Here is a 25,071-nt window from a genome sequence, read left to right on the forward strand (position 1 = left end):
GGTTTAACTAATCCACTTTGAATACCGGGAATAACCGTAAATTCACTTTCAAAAACTATTGCAGGTCCTTCAAAAAAATCTCCTTCATTTCCACTAATTTTAGCCACACAACCTTCTGAAGCCAAGTTACCGTACAAAATTTGAATATTGCCTGTTGGTTTTAATGCTTTCTGAATCTGGTGAATCACTTCTTGACCATCATTTAAATCAGGAAGTACCGCTAGATTTTCTGCTATTGTTTTTCCAGTAACAGTCAGGCAATCTCCGTGAAGCAAACCTTCTTTTAATAAGTATTTCATAACCGCAGGAACACCACCAACGGCGTGTAAATCTTCCATCATGTATTTTCCGCTAGGTTTTAAATCAGCTAAAACGGGCGTTTTATCACTAATATCCTGAAAATCTTTTAATGTAATTTCAATATCAACGGAATGAGCCATCGCAATCAAATGCATTACGGCATTCGTTGACCCGCCTAAAACTGCCACTATTGTAATTGCATTTTCAAAAGCTTTACGGGTCATGATATCTTTTGGTTTAATATCATTTTCCAATAGTATTCTGATGGCTTTTCCAGCATCAAGACATTCTTGTTTTTTTTCTGCGCTTAAGGCGGGATTCGAAGAACTGTAAGGTAAACTCATTCCTAGCGCTTCAATTGCTGATGACATTGTATTGGCGGTGTACATCCCACCACAAGCGCCAGGACCTGGACAAGAATTTTGAATTACTCCCTTAAAATCCTCTTCCGTTATTGTATTGTTGAATTTTTTTCCCAGAGCTTCAAAGGCAGAAACAATATTTAAAGATTCTCCTTTCCATTTCCCGGAATGAATAGAACCTCCATATACCATCATTGCAGGACGATTTACTCTTCCCATTGCGATTATTGCGCCTGGCATATTCTTGTCACAACCCGGAATGGCTATCAAACTATCATACCATTGTGCTCCCATTACTGTTTCGATAGAATCCGCAATTACATCTCTGGAAACTAAAGAAAAACGCATTCCTTCAGTACCATTTGAAATTCCGTCACTGACACCAATTGTGTTAAAAATTAAACCCACTAAATCAGCATTCTTAACGCCTTGTTTTACCTCTTTTGCAAGATCATTTAAGTGCATGTTGCACGTATTTCCTTCGTAACCCATGCTTACGATCCCAACTTGTGCTTTGTTTAAATCTTCTTCAGTTAAACCAATTCCGTACAACATTGCCTGAGCAGCTGGTTGTGTTTCATCTTGTGTTATGGTCTTGCTGTATTTATTTAATTCCATTTTGTGTTTTTTTGTATGATTTGATTTAAAATGTATAAATCATGTATTTTAATTAAACGATGGTTGATTGTCCTATATAAACATTGTCATTATTGAAATACAATAACTCATCTTTATTAAGAATATAATTGGATATAAAATCTCCTACTTCATTGGTTCCAAATTTTGAATACGGATTCAAATCTGCCGTAACTACGTTTAATTCTATTGCTTTTTCTACAGCTTCATACACTTTTTGGGCCTCTAATTGAAGTCCAAAATGTTCTAAAAGCATAGCAGCAGATAATATTGAAGCAACAGGATTAGCCGTATTCTTGCCTTTTGCCTGAGAAAAAGTACCGTGTATCGGTTCAAAAAGAGCACTAGAGGCACCTAATGAAGCGGAAGGTAACAAACCAATGGCGCCAGTAATAACGCTGGCTTCATCCGATAAAATATCACCAAATAAATTTTCGGTCAAAATGACGTCAAATTGTTTTGGATTAATAATAATTTGCATCGCAGCATTATCAACAAGAAGAAATTCTAAAGTTACGTCAGCGTAATCTAAGCTTACTTCTTGGACTACTTTTCGCCATAATCGTGAGGTTTCTAAAATACTGGCTTTATCAACTAAAGTCACTACTTTTCGTCTTTTTTGAGCCATTTTAAATGCCAAATGAGTAATTCGGATAATTTCTTCTTCAGAATATTCACATAAATCAGAGGCTAATGTACCTTGTTCATTTATCTTTTTTTCGCTGTAATACGAACCCCCAGAAAGTTCTCTAAAAACTACAAAATCAGTATCTTCAATAATTTTTCTTTTCAAAGGAGACAAATCTAATAAATCTTTATAGGGTTTTATGGGTCTTACGTTGGCATACAATCCTAGTGCTTGTCTTAGTCTTAATAATCCTCCTACTGGACGTAATTTTGGATCACTGTGACTATCATATTTTATATTTCCAACTGCTCCAAAGAGTACTGCATCTGTATTTAAACAAAGATTCAATGTTTGTTCTGGCAATGGATTTCCTGTTTTTTCAATAGCAACAGCACCAATCAGCGCGTCTTCAAATACAAACTCATGATCAAAAACAACACCTATTGCATACAACGCTTTTTTTGCTTGTAAAATTACTTCGGGACCAATTCCGTCTCCTGAAAGCACTGCTATTTTTAAATTCATAATAGTAAGATTTAAATTTTGACGAAAACTAAAATATTTTAAGAAAGGATTAATTCCTTGTTGATTTTACACGCTTCAATTATTTGATGAATATCATTGTCCAACACCTCTTTTTTGATATCAGCAAATCTTAAAAATTCAATATAGACAACATCTAATTGCACTTTTGAAAGTTCGTACCCTACTTTTTTAGCTCTGTAGGCCAATGCTGCTCTACCACTTCTAGCCGTAAGGACAATTGATGATTCATTGACGCCAACTTCAAACGGATCCATGATTTCATAAGTCGATCTGTTTTTGATCACTCCATCTTGGTGTATTCCGGAGCTGTGCGCAAAGGCATTTGCACCAACTATTGCTTTATTAGGTTGCACAATCATTCCCATACTTTCGGATACTAAGCGGCTCATTTCGTTCAACTGACGGGTATTGATATTGGTATCCAAATTCAAATACGGATGTTGTTTAAAAATCATTACCACTTCCTCAAGTGCAGTGTTTCCTGCTCTTTCGCCTATTCCGTTTATGGTACACTCAATTTGTCGGGCTCCATTTACCGCTCCTGCAATAGAATTGGCAGTCGCCATTCCTAAATCATTATGACAGTGACAGGACAGGATTACGTTTTCAATTCCCTTGACATTTTCCTTTAAATACTTAATTTTTGCACCATATTCTTCTGGTAAACAATACCCCGTTGTATCTGGAATGTTTAGCACAGTTGCTCCTGATTTTATCGCTTCTTCACAGACTCGTGCTAGGAATTCATTGTCTGTTCTTCCAGCGTCCTCTGCGTAGAATTCCACATCTTCTACATACGATTTAGCATGTGAAACAGCAAATTTTGCGCGGGCAATAATATCTTCTCTGGTTGTATTTAATTTGTGAACTATGTGTGATTCCGAAGTGCCTATTCCAGTGTGTATACGTGGTCTTTTTGCGTATTTAAGCGCTTGTGCCGCAACATCTATATCATTTTTAACCGCTCTGGTTAATCCACAAACAACAGCATTTTTAACAATTTTACTTATTTCTGAAACAGATAAAAAATCGCCTGGACTAGACACTGGAAAACCAGCTTCTATTATGTCAACACCCATTTCATCCAGTCGGTTCGCAATAACGAGTTTTTGTTTGGTATCTAATTTACATCCTGGAACTTGTTCGCCATCTCTCAGAGTGGTATCAAAAATTTGAACTTTCTCTCTATTCATTTTCATTTATTTAATGTAATTTCACAACTTGATAACAAAAATATCTTTCATTACATTAATATAAAACTCAATATAATGAAATATACTGTTTATAAAGCAATTAAAAACTTTGTAAATACCTGAATTACATAATATTAAGCTACACTATTCTACAATGGCTAACCATCAAAAAGATTTCTTGTTTGTATTAATTAAATCACTTTCAAAATCCGAAAAAAGACAGTTTAAGATTTTTGCAAGCCGATTAGAGACCAGTTCTAATACAAAATTTATCGAATTATTCAATATTTTAGATAAATCTGAAATGTATGATGAGAAGCTTATTTTAAAAAATGGTATTATCAAAAAAGTACAACTATCTAATCTTAAGTCGTATTTGTACAAACAAATTTTGGTGAGCATCCGATTGAATATTCCAAGTCAGAATATTCGGTATCAATTACGTGAACAAATTGATTTTGCTGCCATCTTATACAACAAAGGGTTGTACAAACAAAGTTTAAAAATTTTGGATAAAACAAAGATTTTAGCTTTGGAAAATGACGAAAAACTGATGGCGTATGAAATTGTAGAATTTGAAAAACTTATTGAATCGCAATACATAACCCGAAGTATTCAAGGTCGTGCTGATGAATTAGTCATTCAGGCCAAAGAACTGAATTATCGCAATACCATTTCCAGTAAATTATCTAATTTATCCTTGCAATTGTATGGTATTATGCTTAAAACCGGCTACGTAAAAAGTGATGAGGAGTATACTTATATAGACGATTATTTCAACAAACACATTTCAAAATTCGACGAGAAAAAGTTTGGTTTTAGAGAGAAATATTGGTTTTACAATGCTAATCTTTGGCGAAGCTTTTTAGTTCAGGATTTTTTATCTTGTTATAAATATGCTTTAAAATGGGTAACCCTTTTTTATGATAATCCAAGTATGATTCATTTGAATCCTGTGTTTTTTCTAAAAGGAAATCAGTATTTATTAGAGTCGCTTTTTATGTTGAAATATAAATCAAAATTCAAAAAATATTTAGTTCTGCTAGAAAAGACCATAAAAGATTCCCATTTTCCTGTCAATGATAATATTGCGTCCTTATCATTTTTGTATTTGTATAATAATAAATTGAATTATCATATACTAGAAGGTACGTTTGCAGAAGGCGAATACTTAATTCCTGAAGTTTTAGGTAAGTTAAAAATACACACGGATCATCTTGATGAACATCACGAAATGTTGTTTTACTATAAATTTGCTTCTATTTATTTTGGAAATGAAAAATATGCAGACTGTATTTTTTATTTAGAAAAAATCATAAACAATAAAAATCTGACCATGAGAGAAGATTTGTTGTGTTTTTCAAGAATACTCTGTTTGATAGCACATTATGAGTTAGGAAGGGATTATAACATGGAAAATCAGTTAAAAAACACCTATAAATTCCTTTTGAAAATGAACGATTTACACGAAGTACAAAAAGAAATCATTCGGTTTTTGAAGAATTTGAATTCTATTTATCCAACAGATATCAAAAAGGAATTTGTCAGAATGAGGTTGCGATTTATCGAATTAGAAAAAAACAAATATGAAAAAAGAGCTTTCCTCTATCTCGATATTATTTCTTGGCTTGAAAGCAAAATTGAAAACCGAAAAATCAGTACTATCATTAAGGAGAAAGCAAAATTGATTAATCGGTAGCACTTTATTTGACGAAAGGAGGTTAAACCTCCTTTTTGTTAACTTTTATTTTTTTAAAATTGAAATATCGAATAATAATACCTCAATTATTACGCTAATTTGTCCGTTCTAAAAACAATTGGAGTTTCTTGCAACAATGTATTAGCCTTTTCAAAAAAAGATTGAATGTAAGATTGCTGATTGTGGCTGTCCAAACCGCTTTGATTTTCCCAAATCTCATGAAAAATAAAAGTATTGGCATCATCACAATTTTGATACAAGTCATATTGTTTACAAGCTGCTTCTTGAGTTGATTTTTCAACTAATTCCAGTAATAGCGATTTTACTATTGCTGTGTTTTCAGGTTTACTTTTTAGGATAACTGTTAGATTGATTGCCATAATTAATTTAAAAATAGTTGTGTTAAATGGTTTTGATACACTTTAAGATCATTTTCAACATTTGCATTTTTTTCAATATCATGAAAATGAATACTTTGTAACGGTTGCATGCCCGTAAAAGCATTCATTCGGTGAAAACCAAATAATGGTCCTTCATCCACACTGTGCTGATTGAAAAATTCTCCCGGTAAAGTAAAAGCTTCTTTTGGAGCATTCCAAGAGGTAGTCAACATATATTTTTTGCCATGAAGCATTCCTCCGGTTCCGTAATTAATGGTTGGATTTTCTGCGGAACGACCGTCACTTTTGTATATCCCTTTGGCATGACCTTCAGTAAAAACGACATCAATGTATTTTTTAAATCCATGTGGCAACTGAAACCACCATATTGGGGTGTGATAAATAATTACATCTGCCCAAACAAATTTCTCCACTTCAGCAACTGGATTGTATTCATCATTGATATTGGTTATTTGTACTTCAAAATCACTATTGCTTTTGAAAAAATTCAAAGTTTCATTCGAAATGGTTTCATTAAATCGTCCGCCGGAATGGCCAAACTTTTGTCCGCCATTGATTATAAATACTTTTGTCATAATTTTTATTTTTAATTTGATAGTGCAAAGTTAAAATGATAAAGTCTATTATTAAAATAACTTAATTTATACTTTTGTATCATAATTATAATAGTTATGGTAAATTTAGAATGGTATCGCACCTTTAAAGCAGTTTATAAAACAGGAACATTGACTAGTGCTGCAGAAGTATTATTTATTTCGCAACCTGGTGTGAGTCTGCACTTGAGTTCCTTGGAAACTTATGTAGGCTATAAATTATTTGACCGAACAAAAAGAAAAATGGTACCTACCGAAAAAGGAAAAGTATTGTACAATTTCATCATTGAAGCACTAACCAAACTGGAAGAGGCCGAGAAAAATTTTCAACGCAGTACCGAGAAGAATACACCAACAATAAGTGTTGGAATGTGTTTTGAAACATTCCAAATCACACTGGAACAGTATATTTCTACGTTACCATTTAATGTTATCATTCAGTTTGGTGAATATCCGGAAATGGTAGAAAATTTAGAAAAAGGAATTCTTGATTTGATTATCACGCCACAAATGGTCGTAAAAAATGCAATTGAATATCAGGCATTTTCTTCAGAAACTATCGTACTTGTGGGTGGAAGCGAAATTGATAATTCACAATTCAATTTAATCGAAAAAAACGAAAGTATTCAAGCAGTTGAACTTTGGTTAAAGCAACAAAAATGGTATGGAACTACCGGAGATATGGAACATTTGCGCCGTTTTTGGCAATTAAATTTCAATAAACATCCTGATTTCAGACCTAATTATATTGTTCCAAATCTAAATTCTATTGTACGCTGTTTGAGTAGCGGCAAAGGATTAGCTGTGGTTCCTGATTTTTTATGCCGTAAAGAAATTGATAATGGAACGATAAAACTGATTTGGGAAGGGAAAATACCACTAAAAAATACGCTCTATTTTGCAACTAGAAAAAAAACAATGTATGAGGAAGAAATCGCTTTGATTAAGAAAATTTTCATCGATTTAAACTAAAATTTGTTAATTTAAAAATATAGTTTAATTTTATAAGTCCTTAAATTTTTAACTTATGAATGGATTTTTCAAGACAATATTAGCAGGCTACGGAGCTAAGAAACTCGGCGGAGGCTGTTTTGGCACAATTCTAATTTTTATTATTATCTATTGGATATTAGGTTATTTTTAGAATTAAAACTCCAAAAATAACCTAATTAGAAGTTCAAATATTAATATGCCAAGAGTTCTTTCAGATCATTTTCGAATCTGCCTTTCGGCAAATACTGATCTTCCAATGCTTTTGTAAACGGAATCGGAGTGTCTAAACTTGCCACTCGTTTTACCGGCGCATCTAGGTATTTGAAACAGTTTTCCATTATCATTGCTGAAATATCGCTGGAAATTCCTCCAAACATGCTGTCTTCCTGATAAATAATTACTCTTCCCGTTTTCTTTACCGAAGCAAAAATAGCTTCGGTATCTAATGGTTGTAAAGTTCTCAAATCCAACAAATCAGCAGAAATATCAGGATTTTTTGCTAAAGTATCCAAAGCCCAATGCACTGCCGCACCAAAAGAGATAATTGTAACCTGATTTCCTTCTTTCAACAAAGCCGCTTTTCCTAATGGAATCGTATAATAGTCTGTAGGAACATTTTGGTAAATGCTTCTGTATAGTTGCTTATGTTCAAAAAATAGAATAGGATTTGGATCGTTTATAGAAGTATTCAACAATCCTTTCGCATCATAAGGAAACGCCGGATATACTACTTTTAAACCTGGCGTTTTGGTGAACCAAGCTTCATTGGTTTGCGAATGAAAAGGCCCTGCTTGTGTTCCGCCGCCACAAGGCATTCTAATTACAACATCTGCTTTTTCTAACCAACGGTAATGAGATTTAGCTAATAAATTTACAATGGGATTGAATCCTGTTGAAACAAAATCGGCAAACTGCATTTCCACAATCGCTTTGTATCCATTGATTGATAATCCCATTCCTGCCGAAACGACTGCACTTTCACAAATTGGCGTATTGATGACACGCTCTTTGCCAAATTGTGCTACAAATCCATCCGTGATTTTGAAAGCACCACCATACTCAGCAATATCCTGACCCATGATTACGGAGTTTTCATGTCGTTCCATTGATTGCCTCAAACTGGTAGAAATCGCATCTATAAAACGAATATTTTCTTTTTCTTCAGATGGTTTAACGTGTTCAAATGCATACGGTTTATAAACATCATTTAACTCTTCACTTAATGATGCTTCTATCTCCGGTTCAGCATTGGCAATAGCCAGACTTTCATCAATATCCTTCTTTATTTCAGCATGTAAAGTCGCATCAAAATCTTCAGTAAGAACTCCGCTTTCGGCCAAATACTTTCTATAATTTTCTACTGGATCCTTAATTGCCCACATGTCCATTAATTCCTGTGGAACGTATTTAGTACCACTCGCCTCTTCATGCCCGCGCATTCTGAAAGTTTTGAATTCCAATAAAACAGGACGTGGTTTTTCTTTCATCGAAGCCTTCAATTCAGATAATAAATTAAACACTTCCAGTATATTATTTCCATCAACAATATGACTTTCCATTCCGTAGCCTTTCCCTTTATCAGCAAGGTTTTCGCAGCGGTATTGCTCATTTGTAGGAGTTGATAATCCATAGCCATTATTTTCGATGACAAACATTATGGGCAATTCCCAAACCGAAGCAATATTCAACGCTTCATGAAAATCGCCTTCACTTGTTGCTCCTTCACCAGTAAAAACTGCAGTAATTTTTCCGTTTTTTTTGAGTTTATTGGCCAAAGCGATTCCGTCAGCCACACCCAATTGCGGACCTAAATGCGAAATCATACCTATAATCTTGTATTGTTGGGTTCCAAAGTGGAAACTTCGATCACGACCTTTGGTAAAACCATTGGCTTTGCCTTGCCATTGTGAAAAAAGACGGTACAACGGAATGTCTCTTCCGGTGAAAACTCCCAGATTTCTATGCATTGGCAAAATGTATTCATCCGAATCTAAAACTGCGGTAACACCCACAGAAATTGCTTCTTGACCAATTCCAGAAAACCATTTGGATACTTTTCCTTGACGAATAAGAATCAGCATTTTCTCTTCTATCAGTCTTGGCTTGAGGATTCTTTTATATAAATCTAATAATTGATTGTCCGTAAGATTTTTTCTGTCAAAGGTCATTTTTTCGGTTTTATTGTATGGTTCAAAGATAAAAAAATATAACAGTTTAGTGTTATTTTGTTATATTTTTTTATATTGTTTGTACGTTTTAAAATTAAGATCTAAAATTATTCTTTACATTTGTATCTGCAAGGTTTTTGACCTTCAATTATTAAAAAATATTTAAAAGTATGCAAAACATTCCTAGTGTTGACTTGCGTGATTTCCTTTCGGAGGACCCGAAACGTAAACAAAAATTTGTAAATGAAATCGGAAGTGCATTTGAAGATATTGGCTTCGTAGCACTCAAAGGGCATTTTTTAGACGACCAATTAGTTGATGAATTGTATGGAGAAATCAAAAATTTTTTCTCTTTACCTTTAGAAACAAAACACGGTTATGAAATTCCTGGAATTGGCGGACAAAGAGGGTATATTTCTTTTGGGACAGAGCATGCCAAAGGCAGAAAAGAAGGTGATTTAAAAGAATTTTGGCATTTTGGACAGTATGTATCTGAAGGTTCAAAATACGCATCTGAATATCCTGAAAATGTCGAAGTAAAAGAATTTCCGCGTTTTAATGTAGCGGGTAAGGAGGCTTATCAAATGCTAGAAAAAACGGGCGTTTATGTTTTAAGAGCTTTAGCCATTCACCTTGGTTTGGATGAATTTTATTTTGACCAATATGCCAAAGACGGGAATTCAATCTTGAGACCTATCCATTACCCACCAATTACGTCTGAACCTGCAAATGCAATTCGTGCCGCTGCTCATGGTGATATCAATTTGATTACTTTGTTGATGGGTGCACAAGGAAAAGGATTGCAAGTACAAAATCACAATGGAGAATGGATTGATGCCATTGCTGAAGCGGATGAATTAGTCATCAATGTGGGCGATATGTTATCACGTCTTACGAATAACAAATTGAAATCGACCATTCATCAAGTGGTAAATCCACCAAGAGAATTATGGGGTACTTCACGTTATTCTATTCCGTTTTTTATGCATCCGGTGAGCGATATGAAATTGGATTGTTTGGAAAACTGTGTTGACACAGAGAATCCCAAAAAATTCGAAGATATTACCGCAGGTGCATATTTATATGAGCGTTTAGTAGATTTAGGGTTAATCAAAAAATAATTCTTATTTATAGTTCAAGGAAGACATCGAGTTCGCTTGATGTCTTTTTGTTTTTTACCATTAACAAAGTATGGGGCATTAAAATCCGTAAAAACTTAATTTTCTTAATGGTTTAATAATCAATTAATTTTAAAAAAATGGACTTACAAGATCAATTAAAAAACCTTTTTCCAGATCACGAACCATCGCCCGAAGAAACTATTGAAGAAGCGGCACACGAATTATACGTTCAAAAAGAGCCTATGATTTGCAAATTCGAAAAGCGAAAAGGAAAAGCAACTACCATAATTGAGGGTTATGAAGGAACTGATGAGGATTTTAAAATTCTTGCCAAAGAAATCAAAACCAAATTGAGCGTTGGCGGCACTTTCAAAGACGATGCTATCATTATTCAAGGTGATTATCGCGATAAAATAATGATTATTTTAAAAGAAAAAGGCTTTAAAGTAAAACGAGTTGGAGGATAGAAAAGTGATCAGTGTTCAGTTATTAGTATTCAGTTGAGCAACTTGAAACCTTAAACATTAAACAAAAAAACAAATGATACAATCATCAGAATTAATATTAAATCCAGACGGTAGCGTATACCATTTGAATTTAAAACCAGAACATATTGCACACGATATCATCTTTGTAGGCGATCAAAATCGCGTGGAGAAAATCACTCAATTTTTTGACAGCATTGAATTTTCGACACAAAAAAGAGAATTCAAAACCCAAACCGGGATTTTCAAAGGCAAGCGAATTACAGTAATGTCTACGGGAATTGGTCCTGACAATATTGATATCGTTATCAACGAACTGGATGCTTTAGTCAATATTGATTTGGAAACCCGTCAGCCAAAAGAAAATTTGACTTCATTAAACATCATCCGAATTGGGACTTCGGGTTCTTTGCAGGCTGATATTCCTGTGGACAGTTTTGTACTATCAAAATTCGGATTAGGATTGGACAACATGCTTCGCTCCTATTTGATTGACGAAGTTTCGAATCTTGAGATGGAAGATGCTTTTGTAAAACATACCAATTGGGATTTACGAAAAGGAAAACCATACGTGATTGCTTGTTCTGAAAAATTAGAAAAAATCATAGAAAGCGATAAAATGCACAAAGGAATTACGGCAACAGCCGGAGGTTTTTATGGTCCGCAAGGTCGTGTGCTGCGTTTGAATATTCAAGATGAAGCATTGAATGCTAAAATGGATAATTTTGAATTTGGTGACAATCAAATTACCAACTTAGAAATGGAAACCAGCGCAATTTATGGTCTTTCAGCTCTTTTAGGACATCAAGCATTATCATTAAACGCCATCATTGCCAACCGTGCCTCAGGAACTTTTAGTGAAGATCCCTATAAAGCCGTTGATGAATTGATTGCATATACATTAGAAAAAATTGCTGTAGGATAAAGAAATTAATTTTCAAAATCTTCTCCATTTGTAGTTTTAAAAAAGTGCTGTTTAATTTTTTTAAAACTACATTTGTTTTTTAGAACAAAACGCTAATGAAAATAATACTTACAGGTGCAACAGGAGTTCTTGGATCTCATATTATGTATGAAATTCTAGAGCTTTTCATCAATGGTAAAATGGATGGAAAACTCTTCATAATTGCACGAAATAAAGGCAAAAAATCTGCTTTAGATCGCATAAATGAACTTTTATCCAGCAGTTATACACCAAAAATCATAAAAGACAAAGGCATCGCAAAACTGCACGAATACATTGAAATCATCGATACGGATTTGGCTGTTATTCAAGACACTTTTTCAAGCCAAATAAAAAATGCTTATTTCATTCATTCAGCTGGATTCGTAAATTTATCTACCGATGAAGAACAACGCGAAAAGATTTTTGACGAAAATACCAAAATCACAAAATCGCTTTTCAATCTTTTTCATCCTTTTATAAAAAAGTTTATTTACATCGGAACTGCTTTTTCATCGGGAAACCGAAAAGGATTAATTGACAATGATTTTCATAGTTTAGGATTCCAACCAGAGCATCGCAATGCATATGAGAATGCTAAATTCCACTCGGAAAATTTTATAGCCCAAGAATGTAAAAAAATTGGTTTGCCTTTTCAAATTTTACGTCCAAGTGTGATTGGAGGTAAAATGTTAGGAACAGAAAATCCCTATTTTATTTCAAAATATATGGTTTTTTATCTTTTGGCTAAATTCTTTCACTTCACTTCCCAACGAAAAGGAGATCAAGAAAATGTGCGTTTTATCGTCAATGATGACACCGTTTTGAATATTATTCCTGTCGATTATGTCGCAAAAGTGATTGTAAACACATTTGAAAGAGACGATGTACAACAACTTAATATTGTTCACAATACAAGTTTCAATATGGTAAATGGATTGCGGTTGATTATGAAGGAAGTTGGTTATTCTAATTTTACTTTGATACAGAATTCGTTAGACTTTACCTACAAAAATACGATCGAAAAATTGTATTATGAAAGTATTGGAAAACATTTAAACCCATACTTTACAACAGCTCCTAATGAGTATGATACCACTTTGCTGAACTCCATTCTGGAAATACCCAAACTGGATCAAGAAGCCTTCACCAATATGATTCGGTATGCAAAATTGAATAATTTCAAAGATATTAATGTATAATTTTAGGAGCTATTTCCCGCACTGTATCTTTTTTAGTGAGTGTCATTGCGAGGAACGAAGCAATCTCATGATGTGATTGCTTCGTTCCTCGCAATGACAGAATATGACTGCTATCAGGGCTAAATCGTTAACCATGATATTTCTAATAAAAACATGAATCTTATTTTAGAAACCGACCGATTAATTTTAAGGGAAATGCTGTTTTCAGATGACGAAGCTTTATTTGAAATGGACAGTAATCCTAAAGTTCATCAATATCTTTGGAACAAACCTTTAACGGATATTAGCGAAGTACATTCATACGTAAAATCTGTAAGAACGCAGTATGTTCAAAATAAAATTGGAAGATTTGTTGTTATTTTGAAAGAAACCGATCAATTAATTGGTTGGGCAGGATTGAAATACAATACCGAAATGGTCAATAATAAAATTTATTTCTACGATATTGGCTATCGACTAAACGAGAAATTCTGGGGAAAAGGATATGCTAGTGAGGCCAGTTTTGCTTGGTTGGATTATGGTTTTAATGCAATGAAAGTAGAAATTATGGAAGCAGCAGCACACACAGATAATATCGCATCAAACAGAATATTACAAAAAATTGGACTAGAAATGACTAAACAATACTTTGAGGATAGCATTTCTTGGAATTGGTACGAATTAAAAAATCCCAACCTATAATGAAAACAATAAAAATAGCCGGAGTTCCGGAACATTTCAATCTCCCATGGCATTTAGCGATAGAAAGTGGAGATTTCCAAAAAGAAAATATAGATTTACAATGGACCGATGTTCCCGAGGGAACCGGAAAAATGTGTCAAATGCTTCGTGATGGCGAAACTGATATCGCCGTAATCCTTACCGAAGGTATCGTGAAAGATATTGTTGCCGGAAACTCAAGTAAAATAGTTCAAGTTTATGTAGAAAGTCCCTTGATTTGGGGGATTCATGTAGCTGAAAAATCCAATTATAAGACATTAGCCGACTTAGAAAACAAAAAAGTTGCCATTTCCAGATTGGGTTCCGGTTCGCAATTAATGGCTTATGTAAATGCCAATAATCAAGGATGGAAAACTGATAATCTGGAATTTGAAATTGTAAATACTATCGACGGCGCTGTTGAAGCCTTGACAAATGGAACGGCTGATTATTTCATGTGGGAACGCTTCATGACCAAACCATTAGTTGACAAAGGTGTTTTCCGACGAATTGCTGATTGCCCAACGCCTTGGCCCTGTTTTGTAATTGCAGTTCGAGAAGAAGTTTTGGAAAATAATCCAGTTGTTATTTCAAAAATTCTAGGGATTATTAATAAAACCATTGAAGATTTTAAAGAAATCCCCAGTATTGACAAAACGCTAGCTCTAAATTACCATCAAAAAATTGAAGATATTCAAGAATGGCTATCTATAACGGAGTGGTCACAAAAAACTTTATCGGCTGAAATGTTAAACAAAGTTCAAAATCAGCTTTTTCAACTTAAAATTATCGAGAAAAAAGGTACTTTTGAGGATATTGTGCAAACAGTCTAGCGTACTGTTTCTATTTTTTCTATGATAAAAATAAAAGAAATTAATTTTCAGGGTATTAAACAGGTATTCCAGGTCAAAAAACCTTGGGATGATGTTGTGATTTTTGTCCTGAACATCTTAATTGCTATCCCCCTATTTATCATATTACATCAGAATTTGATTAATCCTAATTGGTTTCTGAATATTGACAGAGTCGTCTTGTTTTTAGTGATGATTGTTGTTATTCAAATCATCCTGCGATTTTTGAGAACAATTATTCTCTTTTGTATCATCTTGTATTTTTTGGTTTTAGTGTACGGTTCCACTATTGGCAACTATGGATTTAACAGCGTTTTTGAGGATTATAATTCTATAATGTACACGATGTCTGACAATCCTTATCCGCAAGATATTATTATTGCTAAGTTGCTTCCGTTTCCCAATAAATCAAAAATTATCAATGCCATAGAATACCAAAATCCTAAAATTAGGAATTTTGCAGTAATGGCTACCACTAAACATTTTAAAGATATAAAAGGATATTCTGATTATAGAACCATCATTCAGTGCTTTGCTGTTTTTAAGGAAATAAATAGCAGATGGAATTACGTAAGTGACCCTAAAGCACGTGATTATATCGCTACAGCCACTGAATCGCTGCTATATTTATCAGGAGATTGTGATGATCATTCGATACTTATGGCTGCTGCGATTAAATCTATTGGTGGTACTCCCCGATTAATTCATACCACGGGACATATTTATCCTGAAATACTAATTGGCTCTCAAACTGATTTAGAAAAAGTCAATTTTCTAATCAAAAATATGCTATTTGTCAATGAAAGTAACGAAAAGAAACTACAGTATCACGTGGATGAGCGTGGCCAAATCTGGATGAATCTGGATTATACAGCCACCTACCCCGGTGGGCCTTTTATGTCAGAAGAAATTTTAGGAGCCTTGACTTTAGATTAATTTCATATTATCATTATTGACAAAATTGAGTTCTGTTTTTCCAACAAATTTATAAGTTTACCAATATTACTTATTCTTAGTCGTAAATTTTTTTCTATCTTAACCAAACTAAAATTATTATTTTAATTAAAGTTTACTATGGAAAATTCAAAATTAAAAGCCTTTATCCCATTTTTTTATCTTGTTTGGTCCGATGACCTTTTAACACAAAAAGAATTTATTACGCTTCAGGATTTTATCCATTCCCAAAATTGGATTTCCAAAAACGAACAAGAATTTCTTCTTTCAAAAATAGCCATTTCTGTTCCACCTTCCCGAACACTGCTTGCTGATTGGAAAACTGAAATAGATTCTGCTATTCACTATAATCCCTTGCTCAAGTCTATATTTGATGTTTCGATAGTGCTGGCCGAAAATGATTCCTTTATCAAAAATCTTGCACCTGATTTCATTCAGCTGGAAAATGATTTGGGGATTTTAGGCGAAGAAGCAATTGGAAATTTTAAAATAAGATCAAAGACATTTACTTCAAATTATCAATCTGAACACACATTTGAAATTGATAAAATGACGCAAATTCTGGATGGAAAACAGTCCGATATTATTAAGAAAGTAAAAGCGGTCATCAGCCGACCTGAATTTGCTTATGAAACATCAACTGATACGGCCCTATATCGTGAAAAAGTGTACGACTGGTGTAAAATACTTGCAAAAGAGAACTTGGGAAACATGGCGTATCCTAAGCAATACGGCGGTGGCGAAAACATAGCAGATTATTTTGCCATCATGGAAACGCTGAGCTATCACGATTTAAGTTTGGTAATCAAATTTGGTGTACAATTTGGACTTTGGGGAATGAGTATCCATTCACTTGGAACCGAAAAACACTATAGTAAATACTTAAATGACATTGGTTCACTTCAGTTACCTGGGTGTTTTGCCATGACTGAAACCAATCATGGTTCGAATGTAAAAGGATTAGAAACAACGGCAACTTACAGCCATAATGACCAAACTTTTACCATAAATACACCGCATGAAAAGGCGCAGAAAGAATACATTGGTAACGCAGCAGTTCATGGTCAGATGGCTACGGTTTTTGCTAAATTAATTATTGATGAAATAGATTACGGTGTGAATGCTTTTATTGTTCCAATTCGAGATCCTAACAGCAAAATCCTGAAAGGCATCACTATTGGTGATTGTGGACATAAAATGGGACTTAATGGTGTTGATAACGGGACCATTCGTTTTGATAATGTTGTTATTCCAAAAGAAAATATGCTGGATCGATTTGCCTCTGTGAACGAAGAAGGAAAATTTGAAAGTCCGATTCCAAGTGATAATCGCCGTTTTTTTACAATGTTAGGAACTTTGGTAGGTGGTCGAATTGGGATTCCAAGATCCGCTTTGGCTGCAGCCAAATCAGGATTGACAATAGCGATCCAATATAGCGACAAACGCAGGCAATTTGGACCCGAAGGAGGCTCAGAAGTACCAATATTGAATTATCGAATGCATCAACGAAGATTGATTCCATTGCTGGCAAAAACGTATGCCATTCATTTTGCTTTACAATATGTGACGAATCGCTTTATTGATAGAACAGAATCGGAAATGCCAGAAATTGAAGCCTTGGCTGCAGGAATGAAAGCCTACTCAACCTGGAACACCACACATGCTTTACAAGAATGTCGCGAAGCCTGCGGTGGTAAAGGATATCTATCAGAAAATAGAATCGATGCGTTGAAAAATGATACCGAAATCTACACTACTTTTGAAGGTGACAATACCGTATTAATGCAATTAGTTGCTAAAAATCGCTTATCAGAATTTCGCAAGGAATTTGGCGAATTGGATGCAATGGGAATAATTAATTACGTTTTTGAAAATGCAAAAACAGCTATTTCTGAAAAAAATCCAATTGTAACGCGCAAAACCGATGAATCCCATTTAATAGACGATGAATTTCACTTGAGCGCTTTCCAATATCGAGAGAAAACAATATTGGCATCGGCAGCAAAGCGATTGAAAAAGCTAATTGATAACGGACTTGAACCTTATGATGCCTTTAATGTAGTGCAACACCAAATGATTGATGTAGCTCAAGCCTATCTCGAACGAATTGTTCTGGAGCAATTTCAAAAAGCGATACGAACCGTGGAGGACAAAAAAAGTAAGGAAATAATGACTCAATTGTGTCAATTGTATGCGCTTTCACAAATGGAGAAAAATAAAGGATGGTATCTTGAAGATGGTTATATGGAAGCTGCGAAAACAAAAGGGATCCGTAAGATGGTGAATCAACTTTGCTGGGAAATCAGGCCGGATGCTGTTTCATTAGTAAAAGCCTTTGACATTCCGGATAGTTGCCTTGCAGCTCCAATTGCTTTAGATTGATGTAAGCTTTATTATAAAAAGGATTTAAAAATTCAAAAGAATTTCTTTTGAAAATATTTTAATAATTCTGTAAAGAAATTTTGAATAATTAGCGCTCAGAAATCCTTTTTCTTTTAAACTGAAAGAGGTAATTTTGCAGCGTTATTATTTTGCCTTAAAATGATGCAACCGCTAAAAACTATAATTTATTTTATAGTAGTAAATTCTCATGTTTATATATGGAAATAATGAACCAATAATAAATGAATTATTATTAAATAGAGTATTAATAGTATCGGCTAGTTTTTTAAGAAAATAGTAATAATTAAGTTTAAATAAAACAGGAAGTAAAAAAATTGGAAAATAAGGAATCAAGCTGGACTATGTGCCTAGAATGTCAAGGAAGAGGCAAGAAAAGTCGAGGACTAACTAAAAAAGCGCGACTCCTCTACCAGATAGCACTAGAGCAATTTAAAATGGAGAATAGTGAAGGGAACACCCCGATACCTCCTAAAGGTCACCTTCACTCCTGCCCGAAATGTTCCGGATCTGGGCTGCTTCGTTCGTCCAGACCCCCAATAGCAGATAAAGACAACTACCCTCATGTTGCTATTATTGGCGGAGGTATTGGAGGCGTGGCTCTTGCTGTGGCTTGTTTACACCGCGGAATTCCTTTTACCCTTTATGAGCGCGATGATAATTTCGAAGCTAGGTCACAGGGATATGGGCTTACTTTACAACAAGCTAGCAAAGCGATTGAAGGATTTGGTATTTTCTCGTTAAAAGAAGGAGTGACTTCAACAAGACATTTGGTACATACCACAGAAGGAAAAGTGATTGGGGAATGGGGAATGAGAAAATGGATGCAGTTAGAAGCGAGAACGTCCCCAAAAAATTCTAACGTACATATCGCACGACAATCTTTACGTTTAGCACTGCTGGAGCAGCTCGGTGGACATGACATGGTACAATGGGGACATCAATTAATAGATTTCAAGAAATGTAAAGATGAAAGTGTTGACTTAATCTTTAACGTAGATGGGCAGATGAAAAGCTGCAAGGCAGATATTGTAGTTGGAGCCGATGGAATTCGCAGTTCAGTGCGCAGATTGCTGATTGGGGAAGATATCACCCCTTTACGTTATCTGGATTGTATTGTGATACTGGGTATTTGTCCTTTGAGTGCTCTTGGGGGACTGAACAGTTCTCTACTGGACTCGGCCACCGTATTTCAAACCGCTAATGGTAATGAACGGATTTACATAATGCCTTATAAGGCAGACTCAGTGATGTGGCAACTAAGTTTTCCAATGCACGAAGATGAAGCTAAGGCGTTGAGTGCTCGAGGAACTCAGGCACTCAAGGAAGAAGCTTGTCGCAGAACGCAGTGGCACGACCCTATTCCGCAGATTTTAGCTGCGACTCAGGAAACCCAGATTTCAGGATATCCCGTGTATGATCGAGCACTTCTCCAATCAGAAATGTTGCTAAAAGTTGGACCAGCAACTCTCCTTGGAGATGCAGCACACCCCATGAGCCCATTCAAAGGACAAGGTGCAAATCAAGCGTTATTAGACGCGCTTGCGCTAGCCAGAGAAATATCAAGAGGATGCCGACCTTTATCGGAATGGCGAAAAACGGGAATAAGAAAAAATGTGTTAATGGCATTTGAAGCAGAAATGATAGAACGTAGTGCCATAAAAGTTAAAGATTCAGCGGCTGCGGCAGTTTTTCTACATTCAGAAATAGTGCTTTATGAAGGCGATGCTCCACGGGGAAGGCTTTTTGGGAATAAATGACTAGTAACCCAAAAATGAAAAAATACTGTAAAGGTTCGATAGCCCTGTTGTAAAATTTACAATGAATTCATTTAGTCATTGATTCATTTTTTTTTTGGGCAATGCAGGATTTGAACCCCCGACCACTTCCGATAGAATCGGAATACTCTGAAACAGCTGAACCATTCTTTTTTTGAGATTAATTCTAGAATTTTAAACCTACTTTTCCAAGATTTTATTTGTAAATCTCTTTGTTGAGCTAATTTTTTGTTTCATGTTTTTCGAGATAAACAACTTTCCAATCATTTACATTGCTAGTAAAACCTTTGCTTTTTTGATTGTGACGAATAATGCAATCTTCTAAATTTAGAAGTGTAACCAATATAATATCTATTTTTAAATCTGCTAAAAAGGATTTAAGTGCCGTGTTCCACAAACTATTTATAAGTAGTTTTTGCCGCTCCACAGGTTTTGGGATTGATCATAAACCATTAGACATAAAAAAAACTCCATTATTTATAATGGAGTTTTTTGTGGGCAATGAGGGGTTCGAACCCCCGACCCCCTCGGTGTAAACGAGGTGCTCTGAACCAGCTGAGCTAATTGCCCTAAACAACTTGGTCAATTTCATTTCCTTATTGCGAGTGCAAATATAGGGCTAGAAATCGTATCTGCAAGCAAAATTGAAAAAAAAATCAATAAAAAATTGAGATTATTTCCTTTTCCGCTCTCTTATAGTACTTTATCTTCACAATGAAACACTGCTATTTTTTTGTATTGTTTTGTTATAGTCATACATTTGCACTTTAAACAATAAATAATGGCCAGGTTCAAAGAAAACGATTTACCAAAATCAAAAATTACTGCAAGTTCACTCCACAAAGCAACTGTAATATTTCAATATGCAGGAAATCATCGTTGGAAATTTTATGTGGGTTTAATATTTCTATTATTTACTGGAGCAACCGCTTTAGCTTTTCCTAAATTGATGGGGATGCTTATCGATTGTGTCAAAAACAAAGATAATTCGCAAGCCAATATGATTGCAGGAGGATTACTTGTAATTTTATTTCTTCAATCTATATTTTCGTTTTTTAGATTGTATTTATTTGTCAATTTTACTGAAAATACCTTGGCTAATCTTAGAGCAGCACTTTACAGCAATTTGGTAAAGCTGCCAATGTCTTTCTTCTCGCAGAAGCGTGTTGGAGAATTAAACAGCCGCATCAGTTCTGATATAACCCAAATTCAAGACACTTTAACGTCTACAATTGCTGAATTCTTGAGACAATTTATTCTAATTATTGGTGGCGTACTTTTATTGGCAAACGAAAGTATTAAATTAACATTATTAATGTTATCTGTAGTTCCGCTTGTTGCCGTTGCTGCTGTTATATTTGGTCGATTCATCAGAAAATATTCAAAAAGTGTTCAAGATAAAGTAGCCGAAAGTCAAGTAATCGTTGAAGAAACAATGCAAGGTATTAGTATCGTTAAGGCTTTCGCCAATGAGTGGTACGAAATTGCCCGTTACAATGGGAAAATAAAAGAAGTCGTTACTATAGCCATCAAAGGCGGAAAGTATCGAGGTTATTTTGCTTCGTTTATAATTTTCTGTCTTTTTGGAGCCATTGTAGCCGTTGTTTGGTTTGGTGTTCGATTGAGTATCAGCGGCGAAATGAGCGTAGGACAATTGATCTCTTTTGTGCTGTATTCTACTTTCGTTGGAGCTTCTTTTGGCGGAATTGCGGAGCTATATGCTCAAATCCAAAAAGCGATTGGCGCAACAGAACGTGTTTTTGAATTATTAGATGAAACTCCTGAAAAAATTAATTCAGTTCAAGATGTTGATAAAAGCCAAAAGATAAAAGGAAATGTTACCTTCAAAAATGTAGCGTTTAGTTATCATTCTAGAAAAGAAATCAAAGTCTTGAAAGATGTTAGTTTTACGGCCAATTTTGGTCAAAAAATAGCAATTGTAGGTCCTAGTGGAACCGGAAAATCAACTATTGCTTCACTTTTATTACGCTTTTATAATATAGATGAAGGAGAGATATTGGTTGACGGAAAAAATATTTATGATTTTGATTTAGAAAACCTTCGAGGAAATATGAGTATTGTGCCACAGGACGTGATATTATTTGGTGGAACCATCAGAGAAAATATTGCTTATGGAAAACCAAATGCCACCGAAGAAGAAATTATTACTGCTTCGAAACAAGCGAATGCCTACAATTTTATAGAAAGTTTTCCTGAAAAATTTGAAACCATTGTGGGTGAACGCGGAATTAAACTTTCCGGAGGTCAACGACAACGTATTGCCATTGCAAGAGCGTTATTAAAAAATCCAAGTATTTTGATCCTAGACGAAGCCACATCATCATTAGATAGTGAAAGTGAAAAATTAGTTCAGGAAGCACTCGAAATTTTAATGCAAGGACGAACTAGTATTATTATTGCACACCGTCTTTCGACTATTCGCAGTGCCGATCAAATTTTAGTTTTAGATAAAGGAATAATTGTAGAGCAAGGAACACATCAAGAACTAATAGTTTTAGAAAATGGTATTTATAAAAATTTAAGCAATTTACAATTCAGTAATTCTTAAATCTATTCCTATTTTGACATAAAAAAAACTCCATTCAGCTTATTGAATGGAGTTTTTTTGTAATTGAATATCAATAACTGAATGCTTATTCTATTTTTCTTTTCTTCGATTGCGCTCTGCTTTGATCATTTCTAATTCTCGGCTGGTTTGTCCTGCTACAGAAGTGTTTTCTTCAGCTCGACGAATCAAGTACGGCATCACATCTTTGACAGGACCAAAAGGCAAATATTTAGCAACATTATACCCATGATCAGCTAGATTGTAACTAATATTATCACTCATTCCATATAATTGACCAAACCAAACACCATGCGCACTTGTTTTAATTCCTTTTTGCTGCATTAATTCCATCAAAGTATACGTACTAGATTCATTGTGTGTTCCTGCAAAAAGTGACATCGCATCTAAATGCTCAATCATATAAAGCACTGCTGCATCATAATTTTCATCTGTGGCTTGTTTTGAAGCGCATATTGGAGATGGATATCCTTTTTCATTTGCACGAACAATTTCTTTTTCCATGTAAGCACCACGAACTAATTTCATTCCAATAAGAAATCCTTCGTTTTTGGCTTGTTGATGCAATTTTTTCAAATAATCCAAACGATCCCAACGATACATTTGCAAAGTATTAAAAACTATCGCTTTTTCTTTGTTGTATTTGCGCATCATTTCAGTCACCAGTTCGTCAGCGGCGTCTTGCATCCAACTCTCTTCGCCATCAATTAATAGGGCAACATTTTTAGAATGGGCATCTTTGCAAACCAAATCAAAACGTTCCACTACTCTATTCCATTCCGCTTGCTCTATATCAGTTAATGTTTGTTTTTCTCCTAATTTTTCATACAATTCAAAACGACCAAAACCGGTAGGTTTAAAAACAGCAAAAGGAATTGCTTGATGTTCTTTTGCAAATTCGATTGTTTTTAAAGTCATTTCAAGCGCAGCATCAAATTGATCCTCCTGTTCTTTTCCTTCTACAGAATAATCTAAAACAGATGAAACACCTTTAGTGTACATTTTATCTACCACAGAAAGGCAATCGACCTCATTCACACCTCCGCAAAAATGATCAAATACAGTAGCACGAATCAAACCTTCAACAGGAAGATGAGCTTTCAAGGCAAAATTTGTAACTGCTGTTCCAATGCGAACCAGTGGCTGATTAGCAATCATTTTGAAAAGAAAATAAGCTCTATCAAGTTCCGTATCACTTTTTAATGAAAAGGCAACTTGTGTATTATTGAATATTTTTTCCATTATTTGTTAAATTTTTGTACAAATATAGACAGAGTTTTGAATATTATTTAGCAAAAATTGCCTTATTTTGCGGTTTCAATTAATCCAAACCGATGCAGTCAATTCAAGCCAATAGTTATCCGATACATTTTAACGAAAAAGGAAATCAAGCATTAAATTTTCATTTAAAAGAAAATAAATATTCTAACCTATTTATAATTGTCGACAGCAATACTAATGAGTTTTGCTTGCCTCATTTTCTCCCTTATCTAGAAACAGATCTCGCTATTGAAATCATTGAATTTGATGCGGGTGAAGAAAATAAAAATATTGAGACTTGCGTCCAAATTTGGAAAGTACTCACGGAACTTGGTGCCGACAGAAAAAGTCTGATCATAAATCTAGGTGGTGGCGTTGTGACTGATTTAGGCGGATTTGTTGCTTCAACATTCAAGCGTGGAGTTGATTTTATTCATGTTCCTACCACATTACTATCAATGGTGGACGCTTCTGTAGGAGGCAAAAACGGAGTGGATTTAGGAAATTTAAAAAACCAAATAGGTGTTATCAATGTACCAAAAATGGTGCTTATCGACACTCGATATTTAGAAACGGTGCCACAAAACGAAATGCGTTCCGGTCTTGCCGAAATGCTGAAACACGGTTTGATATATGATAAAGAATATTGGGAGCAATTTTTAGATTTAAAAGCTATAGATTTTGCTGATTTTGATATGTTAATTTACCGTTCGGTTGAAATAAAAAATGAAATTGTCATTCAAGATCCTACTGAAAAAAATATCCGAAAAGCATTGAATTTTGGTCATACTTTAGGCCACGCCATTGAAAGCTATTTTCTAGAAAATGAAAATAAAACTACTTTGCTGCACGGAGAAGCAATAGCCGTTGGGATGCTACTAGAAAGTTTCATTTCATTGGATAAAAAACTAATCAATAAAGAAGAATATTCTGAAATAAAATCTTGTATTAAATCTATATATGACGACATCCTTTTTGATGAAAAGGACATTGAACCTATCGTGGAATTACTCATTCACGACAAGAAAAATGAGTACGGTAACATTCAGTTTGCATTGATTGATGGCATTGGAAAAATCAAAATCAATCAATCAGTTGAAAATGAATTAATTCTTAGAGCATTTTTGGATTATAAATCTTAATTATTTTTTACAAAAAGGATTGCATTACGTATATAATATTTTTTACATTTGCAGCAATGAAAAAAACTCCAAACAAACAAAATTATAGTTCCAATAAAGCTCGAAACAATTTTTCTTTTTTAAGAATTTT

General features: G+C 34.4%; 20 protein-coding genes and 1 tRNA gene. 13 read left to right on the forward strand and 8 right to left on the reverse strand.

Annotated features, from left to right (window positions below; translation table 11 throughout):
* The 3 genes from ACEN2F_RS00005 to ACEN2F_RS00015 all read right to left on the reverse strand — a co-directional run.
* The coding region (locus ACEN2F_RS00005) for a dihydroxy-acid dehydratase domain-containing protein (protein WP_441734433.1) at positions 1-1,280 on the reverse strand (1,280 nt) is incomplete at its 3' end.
* Positions 1,281-1,332: 52 nt separating this feature from the next.
* Positions 1,333-2,451: a 3-isopropylmalate dehydrogenase gene (gene leuB, locus ACEN2F_RS00010; protein WP_441734436.1), complete on the reverse strand. Its 1,119-nt coding sequence runs from the start codon at positions 2,449-2,451 to the stop codon at positions 1,333-1,335.
* Positions 2,452-2,489: 38 nt separating this feature from the next.
* Complete coding sequence (locus ACEN2F_RS00015; RefSeq protein ID WP_441734438.1) at positions 2,490-3,665, reverse strand: 2-isopropylmalate synthase; 1,176 nt, start codon at positions 3,663-3,665, stop codon at positions 2,490-2,492.
* A 154-nt stretch (positions 3,666-3,819) separates the two neighbouring features.
* Here ACEN2F_RS00015 and ACEN2F_RS00020 point away from each other — a divergent pair, with 154 nt between their 5' ends.
* Complete coding sequence (locus ACEN2F_RS00020) at positions 3,820-5,364, forward strand: hypothetical protein (RefSeq protein ID WP_441734441.1); 1,545 nt, start codon at positions 3,820-3,822, stop codon at positions 5,362-5,364.
* A gap of 89 nt (positions 5,365-5,453) precedes the next feature.
* Here the strand turns inward: ACEN2F_RS00020 and ACEN2F_RS00025 are convergent, their stop codons facing one another.
* Both ACEN2F_RS00025 and ACEN2F_RS00030 read right to left on the reverse strand, forming a co-directional pair.
* The gene (locus ACEN2F_RS00025) at positions 5,454-5,744 is read right to left on the reverse strand and encodes a putative quinol monooxygenase (RefSeq protein WP_441734444.1); all 291 of its coding nucleotides are present in this window, start codon (positions 5,742-5,744) and stop codon (positions 5,454-5,456) included.
* 2 nt (positions 5,745-5,746) lie between these two features.
* Positions 5,747-6,340, reverse strand: a complete 594-nt coding sequence (locus ACEN2F_RS00030; RefSeq protein WP_441734446.1) for an NAD(P)H-dependent oxidoreductase — start codon at positions 6,338-6,340, stop codon at positions 5,747-5,749.
* A gap of 96 nt (positions 6,341-6,436) precedes the next feature.
* On the opposite strand from ACEN2F_RS00030, the gene ACEN2F_RS00035 reads away from it, so the two are divergent.
* Positions 6,437-7,330: a LysR family transcriptional regulator gene (locus ACEN2F_RS00035; protein ID WP_441734448.1), complete on the forward strand. Its 894-nt coding sequence runs from the start codon at positions 6,437-6,439 to the stop codon at positions 7,328-7,330.
* A 212-nt stretch (positions 7,331-7,542) separates the two neighbouring features.
* On the opposite strand, the gene ACEN2F_RS00040 is transcribed toward ACEN2F_RS00035, so the two are convergent.
* Positions 7,543-9,519, reverse strand: a complete 1,977-nt coding sequence (locus ACEN2F_RS00040) for an alpha-ketoacid dehydrogenase subunit alpha/beta (protein ID WP_441734451.1) — start codon at positions 9,517-9,519, stop codon at positions 7,543-7,545.
* A 170-nt stretch (positions 9,520-9,689) separates the two neighbouring features.
* On the opposite strand from ACEN2F_RS00040, the gene ACEN2F_RS00045 reads away from it, so the two are divergent.
* The 9 genes from ACEN2F_RS00045 (at position 9,690) to ACEN2F_RS00085 (ending at position 19,934) form a co-directional block, all read left to right on the forward strand.
* The gene (locus ACEN2F_RS00045) at positions 9,690-10,640 is read left to right on the forward strand and encodes an isopenicillin N synthase family dioxygenase (protein WP_441734454.1); all 951 of its coding nucleotides are present in this window, start codon (positions 9,690-9,692) and stop codon (positions 10,638-10,640) included.
* A 137-nt stretch (positions 10,641-10,777) separates the two neighbouring features.
* The gene (locus ACEN2F_RS00050) at positions 10,778-11,107 is read left to right on the forward strand and encodes a translation initiation factor (protein ID WP_441734456.1); all 330 of its coding nucleotides are present in this window, start codon (positions 10,778-10,780) and stop codon (positions 11,105-11,107) included.
* A 73-nt stretch (positions 11,108-11,180) separates the two neighbouring features.
* Positions 11,181-12,050, forward strand: a complete 870-nt coding sequence (locus ACEN2F_RS00055) for a nucleoside phosphorylase (protein ID WP_441734459.1) — start codon at positions 11,181-11,183, stop codon at positions 12,048-12,050.
* Between the two features lie 95 nt (positions 12,051-12,145).
* Positions 12,146-13,270 carry an SDR family oxidoreductase gene (locus ACEN2F_RS00060; RefSeq protein ID WP_441734462.1) on the forward strand — a complete coding sequence of 375 codons (1,125 nt, stop codon included), beginning with the start codon at positions 12,146-12,148 and terminating at the stop codon, positions 13,268-13,270.
* Positions 13,271-13,423: 153 nt separating this feature from the next.
* Positions 13,424-13,951, forward strand: coding sequence for a GNAT family N-acetyltransferase (locus tag ACEN2F_RS00065; protein ID WP_441734464.1), 528 nt, complete (start codon positions 13,424-13,426; stop codon positions 13,949-13,951).
* Positions 13,951-14,802 carry a substrate-binding domain-containing protein gene (locus ACEN2F_RS00070; protein ID WP_441734466.1) on the forward strand — a complete coding sequence of 284 codons (852 nt, stop codon included), beginning with the start codon at positions 13,951-13,953 and terminating at the stop codon, positions 14,800-14,802. Before ACEN2F_RS00065 ends, ACEN2F_RS00070 begins: the two co-directional genes overlap by 1 nt.
* 21 nt (positions 14,803-14,823) lie before the next feature.
* Positions 14,824-15,756, forward strand: coding sequence for a transglutaminase (locus tag ACEN2F_RS00075; protein ID WP_441734467.1), 933 nt, complete (start codon positions 14,824-14,826; stop codon positions 15,754-15,756).
* Positions 15,757-15,894: 138 nt separating this feature from the next.
* Positions 15,895-18,156 carry an acyl-CoA dehydrogenase family protein gene (locus ACEN2F_RS00080; RefSeq protein ID WP_441734470.1) on the forward strand — a complete coding sequence of 754 codons (2,262 nt, stop codon included), beginning with the start codon at positions 15,895-15,897 and terminating at the stop codon, positions 18,154-18,156.
* A 362-nt stretch (positions 18,157-18,518) separates the two neighbouring features.
* The gene (locus ACEN2F_RS00085) at positions 18,519-19,934 is read left to right on the forward strand and encodes an FAD-dependent oxidoreductase (protein ID WP_441735896.1); all 1,416 of its coding nucleotides are present in this window, start codon (positions 18,519-18,521) and stop codon (positions 19,932-19,934) included.
* A 513-nt stretch (positions 19,935-20,447) separates the two neighbouring features.
* Here ACEN2F_RS00085 and ACEN2F_RS00090 read toward each other — a convergent pair.
* Positions 20,448-20,522 (reverse strand) — tRNA-Val (locus ACEN2F_RS00090).
* Between the two features lie 211 nt (positions 20,523-20,733).
* Between ACEN2F_RS00090 and ACEN2F_RS00095 the strand changes: the two genes are divergently transcribed.
* Positions 20,734-22,521, forward strand: coding sequence for an ABC transporter ATP-binding protein (locus ACEN2F_RS00095; protein WP_441734473.1), 1,788 nt, complete (start codon positions 20,734-20,736; stop codon positions 22,519-22,521).
* A gap of 90 nt (positions 22,522-22,611) precedes the next feature.
* On the opposite strand, the gene ACEN2F_RS00100 is transcribed toward ACEN2F_RS00095, so the two are convergent.
* Positions 22,612-23,781, reverse strand: coding sequence for a proline dehydrogenase family protein (locus ACEN2F_RS00100; protein ID WP_441734475.1), 1,170 nt, complete (start codon positions 23,779-23,781; stop codon positions 22,612-22,614).
* Positions 23,782-23,873: 92 nt separating this feature from the next.
* Between ACEN2F_RS00100 and aroB the strand changes: the two genes are divergently transcribed.
* Positions 23,874-24,941, forward strand: a complete 1,068-nt coding sequence (aroB, locus tag ACEN2F_RS00105; protein WP_441734477.1) for a 3-dehydroquinate synthase — start codon at positions 23,874-23,876, stop codon at positions 24,939-24,941.
* The last annotated feature ends 130 nt before the right edge of the window (positions 24,942-25,071 follow it).

The organism is Flavobacterium sp. W20_MBD1_R3 (genome assembly GCF_052119725.1).
Classification (GTDB): Bacteria; Bacteroidota; Bacteroidia; order Flavobacteriales; family Flavobacteriaceae; genus Flavobacterium.